This window comes from Solwaraspora sp. WMMD937, from assembly GCF_029581175.1.
Classification (GTDB): Bacteria; Actinomycetota; Actinomycetes; order Mycobacteriales; family Micromonosporaceae; genus Micromonospora_E.
The window spans coordinates 779,881-795,875 of sequence record NZ_CP120738.1 but is presented as its reverse complement, the minus strand read 5'-3'; the positions used below and the strand labels follow the sequence as shown (position 1 = coordinate 795,875).

Annotated in this window: 13 protein-coding genes; 9 read left to right on the top strand and 4 right to left on the bottom strand. The window is 70.9% G+C overall.

Translation table 11 applies throughout. The features are described 5' to 3' along the window. Positions 1-183: 183 nt before the first annotated feature. On the top strand, positions 184-1,683 hold the full coding sequence (locus O7621_RS03535; RefSeq protein WP_282232701.1) for a SulP family inorganic anion transporter: 1,500 nt from the start codon (positions 184-186) through the stop codon (positions 1,681-1,683). A 6-nt stretch (positions 1,684-1,689) separates the two neighbouring features. Here the strand turns inward: O7621_RS03535 and O7621_RS03530 are convergent, their stop codons facing one another. From O7621_RS03530 to O7621_RS03515, 4 genes are all read right to left on the bottom strand, one after another. Further along, on the bottom strand, positions 1,690-2,958 hold the full coding sequence (locus O7621_RS03530; protein WP_282232700.1) for a cytochrome P450: 1,269 nt from the start codon (positions 2,956-2,958) through the stop codon (positions 1,690-1,692). Between the two features lie 12 nt (positions 2,959-2,970). Next, the gene (locus tag O7621_RS03525) at positions 2,971-3,519 is read right to left on the bottom strand and encodes a DUF5825 family protein (protein ID WP_282232699.1); all 549 of its coding nucleotides are present in this window, start codon (positions 3,517-3,519) and stop codon (positions 2,971-2,973) included. A 1-nt stretch (position 3,520) separates the two neighbouring features. Beyond that, entirely contained in the window at positions 3,521-5,374 is a 1,854-nt protein-coding gene (locus O7621_RS03520; RefSeq protein WP_282232698.1) for a RiPP maturation radical SAM C-methyltransferase, read from the bottom strand. Positions 5,375-5,587: 213 nt separating this feature from the next. After that, the gene (locus O7621_RS03515) at positions 5,588-6,346 is read right to left on the bottom strand and encodes a ferritin-like domain-containing protein (RefSeq protein ID WP_282232697.1); all 759 of its coding nucleotides are present in this window, start codon (positions 6,344-6,346) and stop codon (positions 5,588-5,590) included. Between the two features lie 293 nt (positions 6,347-6,639). Between O7621_RS03515 and O7621_RS03510 the strand changes: the two genes are divergently transcribed. The 8 genes from O7621_RS03510 to smpB all read left to right on the top strand — a co-directional run bounded on the left by O7621_RS03510 (position 6,640) and on the right by smpB (position 15,436). Further along, on the top strand, positions 6,640-7,875 hold the full coding sequence (locus tag O7621_RS03510; RefSeq protein WP_282232696.1) for an MFS transporter: 1,236 nt from the start codon (positions 6,640-6,642) through the stop codon (positions 7,873-7,875). 76 nt (positions 7,876-7,951) lie between these two features. Further along, the gene (locus O7621_RS03505) at positions 7,952-9,025 is read left to right on the top strand and encodes a thiamine pyrophosphate-dependent enzyme (RefSeq protein WP_282232695.1); all 1,074 of its coding nucleotides are present in this window, start codon (positions 7,952-7,954) and stop codon (positions 9,023-9,025) included. Then, a complete protein-coding gene (locus O7621_RS03500; protein WP_282232694.1) occupies positions 9,022-9,975 on the top strand; it encodes a transketolase C-terminal domain-containing protein in 954 nt (317 codons plus the stop codon). Before O7621_RS03505 ends, O7621_RS03500 begins: the two co-directional genes overlap by 4 nt. Then, on the top strand, positions 9,972-11,276 hold the full coding sequence (locus O7621_RS03495; RefSeq protein WP_282232693.1) for an aminotransferase class III-fold pyridoxal phosphate-dependent enzyme: 1,305 nt from the start codon (positions 9,972-9,974) through the stop codon (positions 11,274-11,276). Before O7621_RS03500 ends, O7621_RS03495 begins: the two co-directional genes overlap by 4 nt. Positions 11,277-11,745: 469 nt before the next feature. Further along, on the top strand, positions 11,746-12,978 hold the full coding sequence (locus O7621_RS03490) for a hypothetical protein (RefSeq protein ID WP_282232692.1): 1,233 nt from the start codon (positions 11,746-11,748) through the stop codon (positions 12,976-12,978). Between the two features lie 128 nt (positions 12,979-13,106). Further along, on the top strand, positions 13,107-14,354 hold the full coding sequence (locus O7621_RS03485) for an NAD(P)/FAD-dependent oxidoreductase (protein ID WP_282232691.1): 1,248 nt from the start codon (positions 13,107-13,109) through the stop codon (positions 14,352-14,354). An 8-nt stretch (positions 14,355-14,362) separates the two neighbouring features. After that, positions 14,363-14,851, top strand: a complete 489-nt coding sequence (locus tag O7621_RS03480; RefSeq protein ID WP_282232690.1) for a MarR family transcriptional regulator — start codon at positions 14,363-14,365, stop codon at positions 14,849-14,851. Between the two features lie 90 nt (positions 14,852-14,941). Beyond that, the gene (gene smpB / locus O7621_RS03475) at positions 14,942-15,436 is read left to right on the top strand and encodes an SsrA-binding protein SmpB (protein ID WP_282232689.1); all 495 of its coding nucleotides are present in this window, start codon (positions 14,942-14,944) and stop codon (positions 15,434-15,436) included. Positions 15,437-15,995 lie beyond the last annotated feature (559 nt).

Below are 15,995 nucleotides of genomic sequence, written 5' to 3'. Positions count from 1 at the left end.
GTTCGACCTGCACGGCGGGGGATGGTTTCCGAGGCGACGACGCCAGGAAACAACCAGGTCATCTTCTCGGGCCACCGTAATCGTGACGGATCGTGCCGCCGCGACCACCGGGATCGGTGCTGGTCCGCGAATCCCGACCCGAGACCCTGCGCGCTGCCGCGCGCCCTGATCGGAAAAGGCTGTATGTCTGCGTTCTCTCCTGCGGCGCTCCGGCCGCGTCTGTCCCGCCCGTCGTGGTCGTCCCCGAAGGTGTTCCGTACCGAGGTCCTCGCCGGCCTGGTGGTCGCGCTCGCGTTGATCCCGGAGGCGATCTCGTTCTCCATCCTCGCCGGGGTCGACCCACGGGTCGGGCTGTTCGCGTCGTTCACCATGGCGGTGACCATCGCGTTCTGCGGTGGCCGGCCGGCGATGATCTCCGCGGCGACCGGCGCGATCGCGTTGATCGTCGCCCCGTTGGCCCGCGACCACGGGCTCGGCTATCTGCTGGCGGCGGTGATCCTCGGCGGGGTGCTGCAGGTGCTGCTCGCCGTGCTCGGCGTCGCCCGACTGATGCGGTTCGTCCCGCGCAGCGTAATGGTCGGCTTCGTCAACGCCCTGGCGATCCTGATCTTCGCAGCGCAGATGCCCTACCTGATCGGGGTGCCGTGGCTGGTCTACCCGATGGTCGCCGTCGCGCTGGTGATCATTGTCGGGCTGCCCCGGCTGACGAAGGCGGTGCCGGCGCCGCTGGTCGCGATCGTCGTGCTGACCGTCGTCACGGTCGTCGCCGGCTTCGCCGTGCCGACCGTCGGTGACCAGGGCGCCCTGCCGGACAGCCTGCCGATGTTCGTCCTGCCGCAGATCCCGTACACCTGGGCGACCCTGCAGGTGATCGCCCCGTACGCGGTCGGGATCGCGCTGGTCGGGTTGATGGAGTCGTTGATGACCGCCAAGCTGGTCGACGACATCACCGACACCCACTCGAACAAGACCCGCGAATCGTGGGGTCAGGGCGTGGCCAACATCGTCACCGGCTTCTTCGGCGGCATGGGTGGCTGCGCGATGATCGGCCAGACGATGATCAACGTCAAGGTGGCCGGTGCCCGGACCCGGCTGTCGACCTTCCTGGCCGGGGTGTTCCTGCTGATCCTGGTCGTCTCCCTGGGCGACATCGTCGCCCGGATCCCGATGGCCGCCCTGGTCGCCGTAATGATCATCGTCGCGGTGTCGACGTTCGACTGGCACAGCGTCGCCCCCGCCACCCTGAAGCGGATGCCGTGGGGGGAACTCGCGGTGATGATCTCCACCGTCGCCGCAGTGCTGATCACCCACAACCTCGCGATCGGCGTGATCATCGGTGTCCTGGCCGCCATGGTGATCTTCGCCCGCCGGGTCGCACACATGGTGGAGGTCACCAGTGTGCTCGATCCCGACGGCACCACCCGGATCTACTCGGTGCACGGCGAACTCTTCTTCGCCTCCAGCAACGACCTCGTCTACCAGTTCGACTACGCCGGCGACCCGGACCGGGTGATCATTGACATGACGCACGCGCACATCTGGGACGCCTCGTCGGTGGCCGCGCTCGACGCCATCACCACCAAGTACGCCAGCCGTGGCAAGAGCGTCGAGATCATCGAGCTGAACCAGCCCAGCGCCCGGATCCACGGCACCCTCGCCGGGCAGCTCAGGGTCGGCCACTGACACCGGTCAGGCCGGCGGTGGCCCGCCGGCCGCACCGGTGGACGGCCGGCCCGTCGACCAGTCGACCGGCAGCGCGAGCGGGCCGCGCACGATGGTCCCGGCGCGCCACCGTACCCCGTCCGGGTCGGCCAGCCGCAGACCCGGCGCCGCCGCGACCAGCGCGCCGACCACCTCCTGGATCTCCATCGTCGCCAGCCAGGCCCCGAGACAGCGGTGCGGACCGTAGCCGAAGGTGACATGCCGGGCCGTCGGGCGCCGGTCCGGGTCGAAGGTGTCCGCGTCCGGGAACACCCCGTCGTCACGGTTGGCGGAGATGGTCGAGGCGAAAACCGCCTCCCCGGCCCGGACCGTCACCCCACCCAGCTCGACGTCCTCGGTCGCCACCCGGGGCAGCCCGCTGCCGCCGTTGAGCGGCACGAACCGGAGCAGCTCGTCGACCACCGCCGGCACCCGGTCCGGCTCCCGGCCCAGCAACTCCCAGAGATGCCGGTGGCGCAGCAGCAGGTACGCCGAACTGGCCAGCTGGCTGGCCGTGGTCTCGAACCCGGCGGCGAGCAGGGTCACGCCGAACGACACCAGCTCCTGCTCAGTCATCCGGTCGCCGTCGTCGGTCGCCCGGACCAGCATGCTCAGCAGGTCGTCGGTGGCCGACTCACGGCGGTGCGCGATCAGCTCCCGTAGGTAGTCCTCCAGCGCGGCGGCGACCGACCTGAACTCGTCGGCCGGCATCGGCCCGGGCATCAGCAGCGCGTGCGTCCAGGCGCGGAACCGGTCGCGGTCGGCCAGCGGTACGCCGAGCACGTGGCACAGCACGGTCAGCGGCACCGGCAACGCGACCGCCGCGTACAGGTCGCCCGGTGCCGGGCCGGCCAGCAGCGCGTCGATCCGTTCGGCGGCGACCTGCCGGACGTACGGGCGCAGTCGCTCGATGCGCCACTGGGCGAATGCGCTGGCGGCGATGCGTCTCAGCCGGCCGTGCTCGGGTCGGTCCAGGTCCAGGATGGTGGTGGCCACCGGTGGGGCCTCGGTCTGCCGGGGCACGTCGGGACCGCAGGCGGCGGCCCGGCTGAATCTGGGGTCGGCGAGCACCGTGGTCACGTCGGCGTACCGGGTGGCGAGCCAGGCGTCGCCGCCGTACGGCAGCCGGATCCGTGACACCGGGCACTCGGCGCGCAGCCGGGCCAACCGGGGGTCCAGCCCCAGCTCGTCGTAGTCACGGAACGGGTACAGCGGCGGGTCGTGCGGCTGCGGGTCGTGCGGCGCGGAGGCGGTCACGGTCGAACCGCCTCAGACCGCGACGTGCGGCACCGGCCAGTGCCGCATCCGGTAGGGCAGGATCAGCACCGCGTCGCCGGCGGCGCAGGCCAGCCCGGCTTCGACGGCGGCGGCCGCCGCGTCGACGTCGCCCGGCGCCGGCACCCCGGACGGGTCCTCGGCCAGCCGCAGGAACGCGTCGGCACCGTCGGTGATCACCATCCGGCTTGCCTCGACCCCGGGCCGGACATCCTTGACCACCACCATGGCCGGCCCGCGACGGTAGTAGCAGCTGCCGTACCGGTAGGCCAGCCCCCATTCGCCGGCGTAGGCCCGGCTGGCCTGGTCGGTGCCGGCCGACGGCGCGACCAGGTGCACGTGGGTTTCCAGCGGGAACGACGGCCGCCCGCGCAGGGTCCAGCGCAGCCGTACCGCGTGGCTGGTCACCGCGCGCAGGAAACGCAGCTGGGCCAAATCCTGTTCGGGGGAGTCGCCGAAGTCCAGTGGCTCCGGCAGGGTCACCGTCCGCAGCGACCAGGCAGCCAGATCGGTACGGTCGGTGAGCAGCGTCGCCGTACCCATCTCAAGCCACCTTGACCGGTTCGACGGTGGTCGCCAGGGTTATCCAGCGACCGTTCTCCTCGAAGACCAGCCCGGCGTCGTCGAGTTCGGCCAGCCACCGCGCCAGCCGATCGGTCTCCACCGGCAGCCCGGCGGCGGCGAGCCGCCCGGCCAGGGCCCCGACGGTACGGCCGTGTTCCAGCTCGGCGTAGGCGCGGCGCAGCCGGGGGTCGGCGATGCGGTGTTCGCGGTCCGGCCAGCCGACCCGCCGGTCGGCAATCACGATCTCCTCGGCGTCCAGGCCGGTGAGCAGCTGCAGCGCGCTGGCCGGATAGCCGTCGGTCCAGCGTTTGAGTAGCTCGTTCAACGGCTCGGCGTCCTGCTCGGACAGGCCGGCGGGTTCGGTGTCGAACAGGTAGACCAGGTCGGCCAGCTCGTTCTCGGGCAGGTTGTAGACGTGCTGGTAGAGCCGGGCGGCCCGGCGGGTCGGGAAGCCGAGCACCGGATTCTCGAAGTACGGGCTGAAGCGTTCGAGCAGGATTCGCGACGAACCGGCCGGCGGCTGCAGGTGCATCAGCCGGGGGAGCTGACGCAGCACCGAGTCGTAGTCGACGCGGCGTTCGCCGGGGAATCCGTACAGCCAGTTCCACGACACGGTGAGGCCGGCGGACTCGCAGTCGCGCAGAGTCCTTACGTTGTGGACGCCGGAGACGCCCTTGTCCATCAGCTTGAGCACCGGGCTGACCAGCGATTCGATGCCGGGCTGTACGTGGGCCACGCCGGCCGCGCGCAGCGCGTCGATCTCGGTCGGCCGTAGGTTGGACTTGACCTCGTAGTGCAGCCGCAGGTCCCAGCCGAGCGCGGCGACGCGGGGCAGGAACTCGGCGTAGTAGTGGTTGTCGATGATGTTGTCGACCATGATCACGTCGAGGGTCTGGTGCCGGCCGACCAGCTCGGTCATCTCGGCGATCATGCGTTCGGCGGGCTTGGCCCGGAACGTCATCGCGGTGCCGTTGAGCCCGCAGAAGGTGCAGTGGTGCTTCTCGCCCCACCAGCAGCCCCGGGCGCCCTCGAGGACCAGCTTGGGTTCGATGTACTCGCCGACCGGCGATGCGGCGAGCTGGTCGAACCAGTCGTCGAAGTCCGGGGTGGGGATACGTGCCGGGGGCAGCAGCGCGCCCTGCGGGTTGTGCCGTGCGGTGCCGTCGGCCCGGCGCCAGGACAGCCCGGGTACCCGGGTGAGCCGGGCGTCAAGGTTGTCACCAGCGTCGAGCGCGTCGAGCAGCATCGGGAACGCCACCTCGCCTTCCCCGCGTACCACGAAGTCGACGAACGGGAAGTTGCGGTGCAGGGCGATCCCCATCGCGCCGTCGCAGTTGCCACCTCCGAACGCGATCCGTACGCCGGGGTCGAGCTGGCGGATCCGCCGGGCGACCGCGAGGCTCGGCACGTTCTGCATGAACGTGGTGGTGAAGCCGACCAGCCGGGGATCGTTGGCGAGGATCTCGGCGGCGGCCAGCTCGACGAAGTCGGCGGCGTACTGGCGCATCGCGGTCGGGCCGGCGATGCCGGTGCCGTACTCGGCCGCGTAGCGGCGCAGCGTCTCCACGCCGAACTCGGGGTCGTCGTGCAGCACCCCGGCGAAGACCCAGTCACCGAGGCCGTCGAACAGGCCCACCTCGGCGACCTCGGTGTAGTCGGCCGGGCTCAGCTCGCCGTCGCTGCGTTCCATCAGGAACTCGGCCCAGCGCAGGCTCCCGTGGTACGCCGTCGGGGCAGGCCGCCCACTGGCGACGGTCACCGCCTTGAGCAACCCGATCGGCAGTGATGGTGATTCGATGGCCTGCCAGGGCATGGCGACCAGACATACGGACATCGGCCGGGCCTCCAGTTGGTGAGCGCGTCGTACCGAGGTGCGCCGGATGGGGCGGGACCGCCCCATCCGGCCGATCACGTCTTCGGCCCTCCACGCGGTCCTACCCGCGCTTCGCCGGCCGCGGTCACTTCTCGGCCTTCCGAGTCGGGACCAGGTACTTGCAGGTGCCGTGAGCCGGCGTCTTGATGGTGACCTTCTTGATGGTCAAGATCTTCACCTCCCTCCGTCCATGTCGACTCCACCGGCGCTCAGGCGGGCCCGGTGCCGGCGGAGAAACCAGTGCCGCAGCCGGTCGGGCTCGCGGCCGGTCAGATCGGCGAGGGACACCGAGATCTTGTCCAGGTAGGTCAGTCGCATGCCGATCTCATGCCACTGAGACCCGTACTCGCGCCACAGCTCGCGCCCCTCGCCCGTGGCGGACTCGCGGGCCAGGTAGTTCAGGCCGATCGCGACGTGCTGGATCTCGTCGCGGCGTACGTGGTGGTAGAGCAGGCCGAGCGGGTCACCAGCGAACACCTCGCGCAGCAGGATGAACTCGTCGGCGGCGAACCCCTCCAGCATGGTGTGCACCAGCGCCCGGCCCATGTACGGCAACCGGGTCAGCGCCGTGTCCAGCGGCTCCATCAGCTCGGGCGCCTCCGGCTCCGGCTCACCGCCGCCGACCAGCTTCGCGTACTGGTAGAAGGCGTCCGCGTGTCGGGCCTCGTCGGCGGTGGCCAGGGCCAGGCTGAACCGCAGCGGCGCGTCCTCGGTCTGCGCGGCCAGCGTCGCGGCGGCGACCAGCCCGGCCTGCTCGGCGTAGTAGCCGCGCGAGGACATCCGCCAGGCCAGCTCGGCCCGCTCCCAGCCGGGGTCCGCCGGCCCGTCGGCGATGATGTCCGCGGCGCGCCACGGCGTCTTGTCGCGGGTCACGCCGAAGACGCGGTACGCCAACTCGTTGCAATCAAGATCATCGGCATCGATGAGTGCCATTGGCAACTCCCCGGCAGGCTTGCCGCCCAGTGTCGGTCACGGGATTACGACAAGCAGGAGATTCTCGGTGCGCTGATTCGTATGCGGCGGCGAGGATGCGCGCCGTCTGCGGCGCACGATGTGATGAGCATAAATGACATCGCGTCGGAACGGCAAGCATTACCGGGCCGGCCGGTGGTCGGTCCGCGACCAGCGAAACGGGCGAAAGGTATTTACCTCGATCACCGTTACTTCCGATGTCGACCGCAGCTGTGGGAAGGTGACTCGACCGACCGAGCCGAGGAGTGGTGCCCATGCCCGGCCGTCTCGCCACGTCGATCGCGGTGGATCGACCGCTGCGCCCGGCCGTCGCCGCTCAGGCCGCCAGCGTCGTCGGCACCCACGTCGCCGCGCTGGCCCTGCCGACCGTCGCCGTGGTGGCGCTGCACGCCTCGCCGGTGGCAGCGGCCACCCTGTTCGCCCTCGAGTACGGCGCCCAGGCGCTCGCCGCACCGCTGCTCGGGGTGGTCGTCGACCGGGTCGTCGACCGGCGCCGGCTGCTCATGGCCGCCAGCGCCGGAACCGCCGCCGTGGTGCTGGCCGTACCGGTCGCCGCGCTGGCCGGAGTGCTCTCGCTGCCGCTGCTGTACGCCGTGGCCGGCCTGTCCGGCATCCTCGGTGGGCTGGTCACCATCGGCCTGCAGGCCACCGTGCCGCAACTGGTCGAACCGGGCCGGCTGGTGCCGGCGAACGCCGCGCTGGCCGGTGCCCAGTCGGCCGGCCAGATCGCCGGGCCGGCGCTGGCCGGCTGGCTGGTGCAGACCCTCGGCGGGGCGCTGGCGATGTCGGCGAACGCTGCGGCGCAGGCGCTGGCCGCCGCCGGTTTCGCCGCGCTGCGGCCCCGGGCGGGCGGGGCGCCGCCGGTGCCGGAACATCCACTACGGGCGTTGCGCGACGGGGTGGCGGCGCTACGCGGCCGTCCGGAGTTGGTCCGGATCGCGGTCACCGCCGCCGCGCTGAACCTCGGCGGGTCCGCGATCGGCGGTCTCTACGTGCTGTACGCCTACCGGGTCCTCGACCTGTCGCCGTGGGTGCTCGGGTTGACCTTCGCGGTCAACAGCGTCGCCGCCGTCGTCGGCGTGGCCACCGCGCGACGGGTGATCGCCCGGCTCGGCCATCCCCGGGTGGTCCCGGTGTTCGCCCCGCTCGCCGGGGCCGCTCTGATGCTGATCCCGCTGGCCGCCGTCACGCCGTCGGTGCTGACCCTGATCGTCTACGAAATGATCTTCGGGTTCTGCGCCACGGTCTGGCTGATCGCCTCGGTGTCGCTGCAACAGTCCGTGGTCCCCGGCCCGCTGCTGGGCCGGGTGCTCGCGTTGAGCCGGGCGCTTGCGGTGCTGGCGGTGCCGGTCGGATCGCTGCTCGCCGGTGTCGCGGCGCAACTCTGGGGGGTGCTGCCCACCCTGATCTGCTTCGCTGCCGTAGCTTTTCTGGGCACCGTCACCGTCGTTTCCCGGCGGGTGGCCACCCACAACCTGACCACATCCTGACCGGACCCCGACCAATTCCAGTATTGCGACCAGCGTCGATCAGTCACCTATAATTAGCGACATTCAGCAGGTGATCATGATTGCTTCCGATGCGGCCGGTGAATGGTTCTCCGCCGGCGCAGGGACGGGGAACGCCCAGACGATGGACCTGTCGGACGCGTACCGCGAGATGGTTCGGATCAGGGTCTTCGAGGAGCAGGTTCTGCGGTGCGCCGCCGCCGGCCAGGTACCCGGCTCGGTCCACCCGTACACCGGGCAGGAGGCTGTCGCGGTCGGGGTGCTGGCCGCCCGGCAGCCCGACGAGTGGGTGGTGAGCTTCTACCGGTGTCACGGGCACGCGTTGGCCGCCGGGGTGGCGGCCGCCGGGCTGGCCCGGGAGATCCTCGGCCGGGTCGGCGGGGTCTGCGGCGGCAAGGCCGGGTCGATGCACATCGCCGACCGGTCCCGCTACCTGCTCGGTGCCAGCTCCATTGTGGCCGCACAGCTGCCGATCGCGGCCGGAGCAGCGTTGGCGGAGAAGACCGCCGGCAGCGGCCGGGCGGTCGTCGCGTTCTGCGGTGACGGCGCGTTCGGCGCCGGCGCCGCCTACGAGACGCTCACCGTCGCCGCCGTGCTCGGGTTACCGCTGCTGCTGGTCTGCGAGGAGAACGGCTGGCAGGACCACACCCCGAGCGACCTGGTGCGGCACCGTACCCCCGGTGAGATCGCCCGCGGCCTGGGGCTGGACTGCGACGAGGTCGACGGCAACGACGTGGCCGCGGTGCACCGGGCTGCGGCGGCGGCCCTGGCACACTGCCGGGCCGGCCGCCCGCAGGTCCTCGTCGCCCACACCTACCTGCGGCACTTCCATGCCCAGCTCGGCCCGCAGCCGCCGGGTGAGTACCGTCCGGCCGCCGAACGGGAGCGCTGGCTGGCCCAGGATCCGCTGTCCCGCGTCGAGGCGGCCCTCGCCGGACCCTCCGCCGGGATCCATGAGCAGGCTGCTGCGATCCGCGATCAGGTCACCGAGGAGCTGGCCGAGGTTTTCGCCGACGCGCTGGCCGCCGACCGACCGGATCCGGCGAGCGCGGTCACCGCGGTCACTGCCGCGGCCTGGCCGCCCGGTGCCACCTGGCCGGAGGCCGTCACGGTGCGGGAGCCGGTGGCATGACCCGCCGGCACCCGTCCGTCGGGGCGGTCCGCGGCGCCCTGGCCGACCAGCCCACGATGAGTATGTTCTGCACGTACCAGCAGCCCGACCTCATCGAGCTGTTCGGTGCCGAGCGGATGGTACGGCTGCCGATCGCCGAGAACACCATGCTCGGCATGGCGGTCGGGATGGCGCTGCTCGGCCGCCGGGTGCTGGTCAGCATCGCCCGCGCCGCCTTCCTGTTCACCGCCTTCGACCAGCTGGTCAACGAGGCCACCAAGTGGCGGTACATGTCCGACGGGCAGTTCACCGTACCGGTGGTGGTGCGCGGGCTGACCCAGGGCAGCGAGCAGCTCGGTGCCCAGCACGAACACGCTGCGCACGGCCTGCTCAGCCAGATTCCCGGGCTGGTCGTCGCGGTTCCCGGGTCACCGAACGCCGCCGCCGGGCTGCTGCGCACCGCGCTGGTGCACCCGGATCCGGTGGTGGTGCTGGAATCGCCCCGGCTGTACGCCGCCGACTGGAGTTCGCTGCCCGAGCCGGAGCCGACCGACGCCGCACTGCCGTTCGGCGTCGCCGGCCGCGCCCGCCCCGGCCGCGACCTCACCCTCGTCGGCATCGGCAACACCGTCGCCACCTGCCTGCGAGCCGCCGCCGTCCTTGACCGGGACGGGCTGCACGCCCAGGTGGTCGACCTGCGTACCGCCGCACCGCTGGACCTCGACGGCGTCACCGCCATGGTCCGTGACGCCGGTGGTCAGGTGATCCTGGTCGACGAGGCCCCGGCCGGCGTCAGCGTGATGTCCGCGCTCGGCCTGCATCTGGTGCGGGCCGGTGCGGTCGCGCCGCACCGGCTCGATCTGCTCGCCGGTGCGCCGGTCCCGGCGCCGGTGAGCCCGCCACTGAGCGCCGCCCTGCTGCCGGACCAGGAGCACGTGGTGTCCGCCGCCCGCCGAGGAGCTGCCCGATGATCGACCGGTCCACCTACCACGCCTGGCACGGCATCACCCCGATGGGCGAGTTCCTCGCCGAGTCCGACCCGGACATGTTCCTCGTCGGCGGCGACGGCAGCTACGCCGTCGACCAGGCCGGCCGACGTTACCTCGACGCCCGCTCGTCGATGTGGAACGTCACCCTCGGTTACTCGTGCGAGCCGGTCAAGGCGGCGATGCGCCGCCAGCTCGACGAGTTGCCGTCCGGCACGGTCATGCGCTACGAGCATCCGCCCCGGGTCACCGTGCGGTACGCCGCCGCCCTCGCCGCGACGCTGCCGCCGACCCTGCGGCACATCCGGTTCGGCAACACCGGCAGCCAGATGACCGAGGCGGCCGGCATGCTGTCCCGCTTCCACCGGAGGATGACCGGCGAGACCGGCCGTGATCGGATCATCGCGGTGCACGGCAGCTACCACGGCACCGGGCCGTTGGCCACCGCGCTCACCGGTGAGCAGATCCTGCACGAGTGGTCGGCGCCGCTGGACGACCGCGTGGTGCACGTCGCCGGGGGCGACGGACTGCTCGACGCCGTCGCCGGTGTCGTCGACCGGCTCGACGCGTCGCAGGTGACCGCCGTCATCGTCGAACCGGTGATGGGCAACTATCTGCACGCCGCCAGCGTGGACCAGTTGGCGGCGCTGATCGACTACTGCCGGGCCCGGGACATCCATGTCGTCGCCGACGAGGTGACCACCGGCGCCGGCCGGGCCGCGGCGATGACGGTCAGCGAGCGGCTGCCCAGCCCGCCCGACATGATCGTGCTCGGCAAGGGTCTCAGCGCCGGCTACTTCCCGCTCGCCGCGCTCGCGGTCGCCGATCCGATCTTCGACGCACTCGCCGAGCCGCCGTTCCGGCTCGGCTTCCCGAACGGCAGCACCACCGACGGGCACCCGCTCGGTGCCGCCGCCGGACTCGCCGTCCTGGACATCCTCACCGCCGACGGGTTTCTCGACGGCGTCCGCGACCGTGGCCGGCAGCTGTGCGACATCCTGCGTGACACGCTGGCCGACGATCCACACGTCGGCGACGTACGCGGTGAGGGGCTGCTGCTCGGCCTGGAGCTGCGCTACCGCGACGACGGTACGCCGTGGACGGTGCGCGACGTCTACCGGCTCCGGCTGGCCTGCCGGGACAATAGGCTGCTGACCAGCTACTCCGACGGCGTGATGCCGCTGCTGCCGCCGTTGACCATCAGCACCGACGAGTGCGCAGAACTCGCCGGGATCCTCGGCAAGACGATCACCGCGTACGCCGCCGAGCACCTCGGCGCGCGCTAACCGGCACGGCCCACCATCGCCGCCGTCGCAGTTACCCGGACGGAGTGGCCAACCTGGCTGGGAACGACCATTCGGCCGATGTCCGGGGATCGTCCGGAGAACCGTAGCGCGGTACCGCCGACAAGGTCGCATTATTCGGGGTACGACTGGCAGACGGTGCTGTCGTGCAGTCCTCCACCAGCCTGCCACTGTCCACGTAGGTAATGGTGGCGGTGGCAGGTCCGCCAGCACAACGCCGTGATCCTGGTGGTGCGGCTGACCGTACACCTTCAGGAAAGCGCGTTCATATGACGTATTCCTACAGTGCTCTCATGCGGGGCATTCCCGTCATTGGCAACGGTGTCCCGTGGTCTCGGTAAGATTTGATCGGCATCGATGTATAGTTCACTGGCATGTAGTTGCGGGTCGCTGGTGACCTGCCGGGGCAACGCCGCCTCACCGGAACCGACGATGTCTGGGAGAACAGGACATGAACGAACACCAGGAGAGTTGGCTGCGGATGCGATGGCGGCAGGCAGCCCGAACCGCTGTCGCGATGACGGCCTCCGTCGGGATCACCGTGTTGGCCATCGGGTTCGCGGCGGGCGCAGCAACAGCAGGTGTTGGCTCCGCCGACCGGAACGCGCGGGAGGTGGCGATCGCCGCCGCGCCGGTATCCCAGGTCGCCGCCGGCAATCTGCACACCTGTGTGACCCAGACCGATGGAACCCTGTGGTGCTGGGGCAACAACTTCTACGGTCAACTCGGCGACGGGACCACCACGAACCGGACCGGTCCGGTTCAGATCGGCAGCGCCACCACGTGGGCGGGTATCGACGCCGGTAGCGGCAACACCTGCGGGGTACGCACGGATGGAACGCTCTGGTGCTGGGGCAACAACTCCAGCGGGCAGGTCGGCGACGGCTCGACCACCAAACGGACCAGCCCGGTGCAGGTGGGCACCGCCACCACCTGGGCGAGCGTCAGCATCGGCAGCAACCACACCTGCGCCGTTCGGACCGACGGCACCCTGTGGTGCTGGGGCCTGAACCGTCACGCTCAACTCGGCGTCGGCTTGTCTCCCTACAAGGCGACGACCCCGCTGCAGGTGGGTACGGCGACCACCTGGGCGAGCGTCACGACCGGCTACGCCCACACCTGCGCCGTGCGGACCGACGGGACCCTGTGGTGCTGGGGCAGTAGCTCGGACGGCCAGCTCGGTCTCGGCATCCTGAGCTACCGGGCGACACCGACGCAGGTGGGCACCGCGACGACGTGGGCCGAGGTGACGGCCGGCTACGTACACACCTGCGCGGTCCGCGTCGACGGGACGCTGTGGTGCTGGGGTGAGGACGGGTACGGCCAGCTCGGCGGGGGCGTCGGCTCCCAGACCACCCCGCTGCGGATCGGCACAGCCAGCAACTGGGCAAGCGTGGACGCGAGCCTCGACTCGTCGTGCGCGACCCGTACCGATGGCAGCCTGTGGTGCTGGGGCAAGAATTCGTCCGGGCAGCTCGGCGATGGCACCACTACCCACCGGTCGACCCCGGCACAGGTAGGCACCGCAACCACCTGGACGGACGGCTTCTCCGTCACCTACCACGCCTGCGCCGCACGCACCGACGGCAGCCTGTGGTGCTGGGGTGACAACACGTTCGGGCAGCTCGGTGACGGCACCACCACCCACCGGTCGACCCCGGCACAGGTGGCAATGCCGGGCTGAGCACCGCCGGTTCCGCGCCGAGCCGCAGTCAGAAACCGCCGTACGGGCCGCGCCGCTCAACCTGAGCAGCGCGGCCCGTACCGCCGTAACGGCCTTGCTCGGATTGCCTTACTCATTAAGATAACTGGATGAGCGTATCGACTGACTTCACGGTGGCGATCGCCGGCGCCGGGCTCGCCGGGCTCTGCCTCGCCCAGTACCTGGCGCGCGCCGGCATCGACGTGCACGTCTACGAGCAGGATTCGGGCCCCTTCGTCCGGCGGCAGGGCTACCGAATCATCCTCGACCGGTACGGACTTGAGGCACTGCGCGAGAGCCTGCCCCGCCACCTGTACCGCCTGGCGCTGGCCACCGGCGACGAGCCCGGTGGCCAGTTGCGCTTCACCGACCGCCGGCTGCGGGACGCGTTCACCATCACCTTCAAGGACGAGCCGCACGCGACCCGCCAGGTCGACCGGCTGACCCTGCGGTCAATCCTGCAATCCGGGCTGGACGGGCGCATCCACTACAGCAAGGCCGCCGTCGCGGTGGACAACGGCGACCCGGCAAGGCCAGAGCTGCGGTTCGCCGACGGCGCAACCGCTGCGGCCACCGTCGTCGTGGGCGCCGACGGCGTCGGCTCTGCGCTGCGCAAACAGCTCATCCCGTACGCGGACCCGGCGACCACCCCGATGGTGGGCATCTACGGCCGGTCGCCACTGTGGCAGGGCGACGAGAGCGTCATCCCCGACGCGCTGCGTACCAGCGGGGTTCTGGCCATCGCCGACCGGCCGGGCCGCGCGTTCTTCTTCACCTCCATGCGGTTCGGCGAACGCCCGCCGGAGGCATTCGCCCGCCTGGCACCCGGCAGTTACGCCCCCACCGGCGACGACTACGTCATGTGGGGAGTGCTGCTGCGGCAGGAGGAGGTGCCCGCCGTCGTCCGCGGGGACCTGCGGGCGCTGCGGGATCTGGCCGCCCGGACGAGTGCGGACTTCCACCCGCTCGTCCGGCGGCTGGTCGACACGTCCGAGGTGGATGCCACCGTGCTCAACGTCTTCGCCGCCGGCCGACGCCCGCGCCGGTGGGCGGTGCCCCGGGCGACGATGATGGGCGACGCCGTGCACGTCATGCCGCCGTTCGGCGCTCAGGGTGGCAACACCGCGCTGCGCGACGCCGCCCTGCTCGGCCGCAGACTCGTCCAGGCCCGGGCGAGCGGTACGCCAGTGGAGGAGGCGATCGCCGCCTACCAGGACGAGATGGTGCCGTACGCCTTCCGTGCCGTCGACACGGCCGCCGGGCTGATGCGCCGCCTCACCGGGGGCGCAGCCGCACCGCACTGGGTGCTGACCCGGGTGCTACCTCGGCTGCACCGGGTCACCGTGCCGGAGGCATGATTGCCGGCATGTCTCACGAGCCGGCCCGTGCGGCCGCGATCGCCGACCTGATGCGCGCCGGGCGGGAGACGTCGCGGCTGTCCATGGTGTTCCGGTACGCCATTGCCGAGCGGCTGGGACTTACCGTGAGCGACCTGGAGTGCCTGGACTACCTGGCGGACGTCGGATCCGCCACCGCTGGGCAGGTCGCCGAGCGTACCAACCTCACCACCGGGGCGGTGACCAGCATGCTGCGCCGGCTCCAGCAGGCCGGCTATGTCAGCGCCGAGCGCGATCCGGCCGACCGGCGGCGGGTCATCGTCGCCCTGCGGCCGGAGCGGACGGCCGACCTGGAACGACCGTACGCGCGGTTCGCCGAGCAGACGGGGCGGCTCGTCGACGGCTACAGCGTCGAGGAAATCGGGCTGCTGGTCCGGCACTACGACCGCATCCAGGCGATGTACCACGACGAGCTGGACCGCCTCCGCGACAGCGACACCACGCAGCGGCCCGTCTGAGGCACCGTCGCATCCGGGCAGCGTCGAGCCTGCTTCACACCGCGCCCCGATACCCTTGTGGGGAGGCACCGCAGCGAGGTGGTGATTTCCATGGGAAGGTCCGGTGAGAGCGGTCACCTGTTGGTGGCCACCAACAAGAGGGCGCGGCATGACTACCAGATCCTGCGTACCTACGAGGCGGGGATAGCCCTGGTCGGCACCGAGGTGAAGTCGCTGCGCGCAGGTCGGGTGTCGTTGGTGGACGCCTTCGCGCAGCAAAGGGACGGCGAGATCATGCTGCACGGGCTGCACATCGCCGAGTACGGCTTCGGGAGCTGGACGAACCACCAGCCCCGGCGTACCCGAAAGCTGCTCCTGCGTCGGGTGGAGATCGATCGGATCCTGGACCGCCTCCGGGAGGGCGGCCTGACGCTCGTACCGCTGTCGCTGTACTTCGAGAACGGTTGGGCGAAGGTCGAACTCGGCCTCGCGAAGGGCCTGCGCAGTTTCGACAAGCGGCAGGCCATCGCCGAACGGGAGGCGGACCGGGAGATCGCCCGGGAGTTCAGCCGTCGACTCAAGGGCAGGCCCCGGCACCAGGGCTGACCAACCACGCCGACCGCAGCCAGTGAACATGTCGGTAATCGCCCCGAGCCTCTCGACCTCGGCCCGCCGGCCCGCCGGCCACGTGTCATGGCTGGTGCCTGCAACGACCGCCTTCCGGTAGCGCCTCACCACCTCAGGCCCGGACTGCAGCTAGCTCGGCCCGGTCCAGCTTCCAGGCTGCGGGACTCGTCGGCTGCGGCGTCGCGGCAGCTGCCGGCGACTGAGGCTCCCCGTGCCCGGGGAAACTGGACGGCGGCCTGCTCGTCTCTTTGCGCTCCCAGGCCCACGCCGCCGCGCTCAAAGGATATCGACGTGTCCGTTAGTTATCTTTGAATTTACGTATGTTGTCGGTTATGCGGGCTTGGTCGTACCGTGGTGGACGGCGCATGGACCCCGAGCTTCGGCCCGGGCCCCGCCAGCGGGAAATCTGCAGACACCGATCAATATCGGAGTGTGACAAGGCGCTACTAGGGACATCCCTCGAAGTACATGATCTACCGAGGGGTCCTCGTAGACTGGCCAGGTACGGCGTCGACGGCAGCCGTCGGAGAGAGGTCGT